This is a genomic window from Ectobacillus sp. (genome assembly GCF_056992975.1).
The window spans coordinates 1-5,477 of the sequence record NZ_JBXKMX010000188.1 but is presented as its reverse complement, the minus strand read 5'-3'; the positions used below and the strand labels follow the sequence as shown (position 1 = coordinate 5,477).

Below are 5,477 nucleotides of genomic sequence, written 5' to 3'. Positions count from 1 at the left end.
ACATGCATATTGGCGTGAGCGTTGCGAAAAAAGGATGGATTCAATCTGAATCCATCGTAAATACATGGAACTGTGAACAATTATTAGATTTTATTCATAAGAAGAAGCAATAGGAGGACGAATACGTGCAAGAACGAACATTACGCATTTTAGAATATAATAAAGTAAAAGAACAATTACTCGAACACGTATCATGTTCACTTGGACGAGATAAGGTTATTCAACTGCTGCCGAGTACAGATTTTGAAGAAGTACAGCATCTGCAGGAAACAACAGAAGAAGGTGTATTTGTACTTCGATTAAAAGGCCATGCACCGCTTGGTGGTGTAACAGACATACGACCAAATGTGAAACGAGCGAAAATCGGCAGCATGCTCCATCCAAGTGAGCTTCTTGATATATCAACGACGATGTACGGTAGCCGTCAAATGAAAGGGTTTATCGAAGATGTAGTAGAAAATGACGAAGAACTTCCCATCCTTCTTTCTCTTGCAGCGAGATTAACTTCGCTGTTTGATTTAGAAAAGGAAATTAATAATTGCATCGGCGATGGGGGAGAGGTCGTTGATAGTGCAAGTGAAAAGCTGCGTGGCATTCGTCAACAAATGCGGCTTGCTGAATCTCGTATTCGGGAAAAGCTTGAAGGGATGATTCGTTCCTCTAATGCATCCAAACGACTCTCTGATACGATTGTTACGATACGGAATGATCGGTATGTCATTCCGGTAAAACAAGAATATCGCACGGTTTATGGCGGTATTGTTCATGATCAATCTGCATCTGGTCAAACGCTATTTATAGAGCCGCAGGTTGTCGTAGATTTAAACAATACGCTGCAAGAGGCAAGAGTGAAAGAAAAACAAGAAATTGAACGTATTTTACTCATGCTAACAGATCGAGTTGCTGAAGTTGCTGACATCATATTAGAAAATGTGGAAGTATTGGCAGAGTTTGATTTCGTATTTGCCAAGGCAGCATATGCAAAACGATTAAAGGCTACCAAGCCAAAATTAAATAATGAGCGCTATTTAAAATTGTATAAAGCTCGTCATCCCCTTATTCCTCAGGATGTTGTTGTCGCAAATGACATTATTCTTGGAACGGACTATACAACAATTGTTATAACTGGGCCAAATACAGGCGGGAAGACAGTCACTTTAAAAACAGTAGGAATATGTGTACTTATGGCACAATCTGGTTTGCAAATTCCTGCCTTAGATGAGTCTGAAATTTGTATCTTTCAAGACGTATTTGCAGATATCGGAGACGAACAATCGATTGAACAAAGCTTAAGTACATTTTCTTCTCATATGGTAAATATCGTTTCTATTTTAGAACAAGCAGACTACGATAGCCTCGTTCTCTTTGATGAATTAGGAGCAGGGACAGATCCGCAGGAAGGTGCGGCATTAGCAATCTCAATTCTCGATGAAGTATACAAACGAGGTACGAGAGTTATCGCGACTACGCACTATCCAGAGTTAAAGGCATATGGCTATAATCGGGACCGTGTTGTCAATGCGAGTGTAGAATTTGATGTAAATACACTCAGTCCAACATATAAATTATTACTTGGGGTACCAGGACGAAGTAATGCATTTGAAATTTCCAAAAGGCTTGGGTTAGTAGACCGCGTTATTGATCATGCCCGTGAGCATATTAGCGCAGAGTCAAATAAAGTAGAAAATATGATTGTGAAGCTAGAAGAGAGCAAAAAGAATGCAGAGAAAGAATGGAAAGAAGCCGAAGAGTTTCGGAAAGAGTCTGAAAAGCTTCATAAGGAACTACAACGACAAATTCTAACATTCCATGAAGAACGCGATGAAATGTTTCTAAAGGCACAACTTGAAGCTGAGGAAAAAGTAGAAGCGGCAAAGAAAGAAGCCGAAACGATTATAAGGGAACTTCGTCTTTTACGAAAGGAACAGCTTGCCAATGTGAAAGAACACGAATTGATAGATGCTAAGAGCCGATTAGATCATGCAGCACCTACGTTGGTAACGAAGAAAAAAGCCGAGAAAAAACAAGGAAGCAAACGGGTTCTTCGCTCCGGTGATGAAGTCAAGGTTCTTACATTTGGGCAAAAAGGACAGCTTTTGGATCAAGTAAGTGATAAAGAATGGAACGTACAAATAGGAATATTAAAGATGAAAGTGAAAGAAGCGGATATGGAATACTTGAGCACACCAAAGCAAGTAGAGAAACGCTCGCTTTCCATGGTAAAGGGCAAGGATTATCATGTGAAGCTTGAACTTGACTTACGAGGAGAACGCTATGAGGATGCCATGGAACGGGTTGAAAAATATCTAGATGATGCCATGCTTGCAAGTTATCCGCGTGTATCCATCATACACGGAAAAGGAACGGGAGCACTTCGTCAAGGGGTACAAGAAAAGCTTAAGAAGCATCGAGGCGTTAAAACATTCCGATACGGGGAAATGGGAGAAGGAGGTCTTGGCGTTACAATCGTCGAACTGAAGTAGAAAAGGGGAAATGGTTTCATGTTTATGGAGAAACTAGCGAAAGTTCTACTTGGCGTTTGTATTAGTTTGTTTGTTCTTGGAATACTATACGTTTTTCTATATGCCAGATAAGACGGCTGCTCGTCTCTTTAGATAATAAAAGAGACGAGCAACCGTCTTTTTTATTATAAAAATCTGAAATATAAAACAAAATTTATTTTTTTGTATATTTACAAAATTAGATATATTTGCTACCATAATTTATTATAATAGTATATTCATTACTGGAAAGCGAAACTCGTAAATAACCGTAGTTATTATCTTTACATACGTTCGTTATAAACTATCATTTGATGAAATAACGTACATTATAGCGAAAAAAACAGCATGTTTATATTTATTCTAAATAATGTATATTTATAACATCTTGTTCTTATTTAAGAACGTATGTATTTGCTAAGAAAAGACGTTGGAAACTTGCAGTTATTTTAACTTTGTAGGAATAAAAATTCGAATGCATACGCGTAAGAAAAGATTCGTAAAAACTAGGATTAGTATGAGATAGAAATGAAGGAGATAATGACCATGAAACTCACTGTAACATTTAAACCAGTTCACAGTACACTCCAGTTGCCATTAAACTATCAATACGTGTTACAAGGATTTTTGTATCGTTCACTAACGGAAGCTCGTTTTGCTAATTTTTTGCACGAAATAGGATTTCAAAAGGGAAATCGGACATTTAAGTTGTTTACATTTAGTCGTTTGTCTGGACCGCACCGTATTTTAGTAAAGCAGAAGAGAATTGAATTTAACGAAACAATTACATGGCATGTAAGCAGCGTACTCGACACACTAATCCGGCAAATTGGGGAATTTCTACTTTTTTCCGATACAATCCAGCTACACGGACAATTGCTCACTGTTGAAAAAATTGAAATTCGTAAAACGCAATTGCCAAAGAGTAAATATAATATTGAAATGCTATCACCGGTTACGGTATATAGCACATACGAAAAAGATGAACGGAAGAGAACGCATTACTTTCAGCCATATGATCCTGTATTTCCCATTTTAATTGAGTCTAACTTTGAAAATAAATATGAAGCGTATCACGGAAAAAAACCGGAACAGCCATTTATTATACGGCCAGTTCAAGTGCTCGATAATTACAAGGTGGTTACAACATTTAAAGGACATATCATTACGGGCTGGCTTGGAAAGTTTGAAATTGAGTCCTCACCGGAGCAGCTATCCTTTGCTTATGATACAGGTTTAGGAGGAAGAAATTCGCAGGGATTTGGTATGTTTTCTGTAGTGGAATAGTACAAGCAGTTACGTATAAAAGAAAAGGGACCCTGTCAACATGGCAGGCCCCCTTTTCTATCTATGTATGAATGATATTCCATTCTGTTATTTTTGACGTAGCATATTAATGGTTACTCTCCGATTTGCCTGTCGATGCTCTTCTGAATCATTCGGATAAAGAGGTTGAAATTCACCATACGAAGTGAATTGCAGTCGTTCAGACTTTACTTGGTGCGATTCAAAATAATGAAGAACGCTCGCAGCTCTAGCAGCGGATAATTCCCAATTGGATTGAAAGGATGAGTTCTTGATCGGAACATTGTCCGTATATCCTTCAATACTTACTGGATTGTCTACGGTGTTTACTAAGCCAATTAAATCATTTAAGGTTGAAAAGCCGTTTTCTTTTATTACCGCTTTTCCTGAGTCAAATAGAATCATATCTTTTAACGTTATACCGACTGCTTTTTCCGTATCTTGTAAGGACATCACGTTTTGTAGGTTATTATCGTTAATATAGGCATTGAGCTTTTGTTTTAATTCTTCTAGTTTTTCATCTGTGATGGGTTGTGACTGTGTCGCCTGCGGTTGCGGAGCCGGCGTAGGTGCTGGATCTGGAGATTTTGTTCCCTCCTTTTGTCCAGTTAACTCCGTTTTAAAAGAGCCCATGATTGTATTAAATTTAGAAATATTAACTGAGCTAGCCGCATACAAAACGATGAAAACTGCTAATAGTAACGTCAAAATATCGGCGTACGGGATCAGCCAGGATTCATCAACGTGCTCTTCTTCTTCGTTTCTATGCTTTTTTCGCTTACTCATCTTTCATCGCCTGCGCCTTCTTACGCTCTCTTTCTTTCCATGATAGATTAGCGAGTAGCTTTTTCTCTAATGCTTTTGGAGAAATACCACCTTGAATTTGAACGATTCCTTCGATAATGATAAGTTTCCGATCAATTTCTAACTTCGAAACACGCTTTAATTTGTTTGCTAGTGGGTGCCAAAAAACATATCCTGTGAAAATCCCGAGTAACGTTGCAACGAAGGCTGCTGAAATGGAGTGACCAATTTTACTAATATCTGTTAAACTACCAAGTGCAGCGATAAGTCCGACTACCGCTCCTAGTACACCTAGCGTCGGTGCGTAGGTTCCTGCTTGTGTAAAGATAGAAGCCCCTACCTTATGACGGGTTTCAATTGCATCAACTTCTTCATTTAGCACTTCTTCAATGAATTCAGCGTTATAGCCATCTACAATTAACTCCAATCCCGTTTGCACAAAGGGGTCCTTAATGGTTTCAATGACTCCTTCAAGTGCTAAAAAACCTTCTTTCTTAGCTACCTCGGCACAATGTACTAGTTCATCAATTTGAGCCGAAATAGTAGGTTGCTTTGGTGTGAAAAGGGCGACCCGAAGTATCATTGGAAATTTCCGTATTTCTTTAAATGGAAAACCGATGACGAGGGTAGCGATGGTTCCACCAATAATAATTAAAAAAGCTGCCGGATTGTTTAATGCGTTTAAAGATGCCCCCTTTAGTATCATTCCAGCACCAATTACAATTAGAGCAAGTAAAACACCAAAAAAACTAGTCATCCTTTTCTCCTTCTAAAACGTTATAATATAATCATATATTAGTATTGTAAGTTAATGTATGTCATTCGACAATCCTAATTTCTTTTTCTAAATCAACGAACTATAATTAA

Annotated in this window: 4 protein-coding genes; 2 read left to right on the top strand and 2 right to left on the bottom strand. The window is 38.1% G+C overall.

What is annotated here, in order from left to right:
* Positions 1-125 precede the first annotated feature (125 nt).
* On the top strand, positions 126-2,483 hold the full coding sequence (locus AC11ZT_RS08540; protein WP_484059195.1) for an endonuclease MutS2: 2,358 nt from the start codon (positions 126-128) through the stop codon (positions 2,481-2,483).
* Between the two features lie 564 nt (positions 2,484-3,047).
* Entirely contained in the window at positions 3,048-3,788 is a 741-nt protein-coding gene (gene cas6, locus AC11ZT_RS08535; protein WP_484059194.1) for a CRISPR-associated endoribonuclease Cas6, read from the top strand.
* Between the two features lie 87 nt (positions 3,789-3,875).
* Here the strand turns inward: cas6 and AC11ZT_RS08530 are convergent, their stop codons facing one another.
* Entirely contained in the window at positions 3,876-4,592 is a 717-nt protein-coding gene (locus AC11ZT_RS08530) for a flagellar motor protein MotB (RefSeq protein ID WP_484059193.1), read from the bottom strand.
* Entirely contained in the window at positions 4,585-5,367 is a 783-nt protein-coding gene (gene motA / locus AC11ZT_RS08525) for a flagellar motor stator protein MotA (RefSeq protein WP_484059192.1), read from the bottom strand. The genes AC11ZT_RS08530 and motA overlap by 8 nt, the downstream gene beginning before the upstream one ends.
* Between the last annotated feature and the right edge of the window lie 110 nt (positions 5,368-5,477).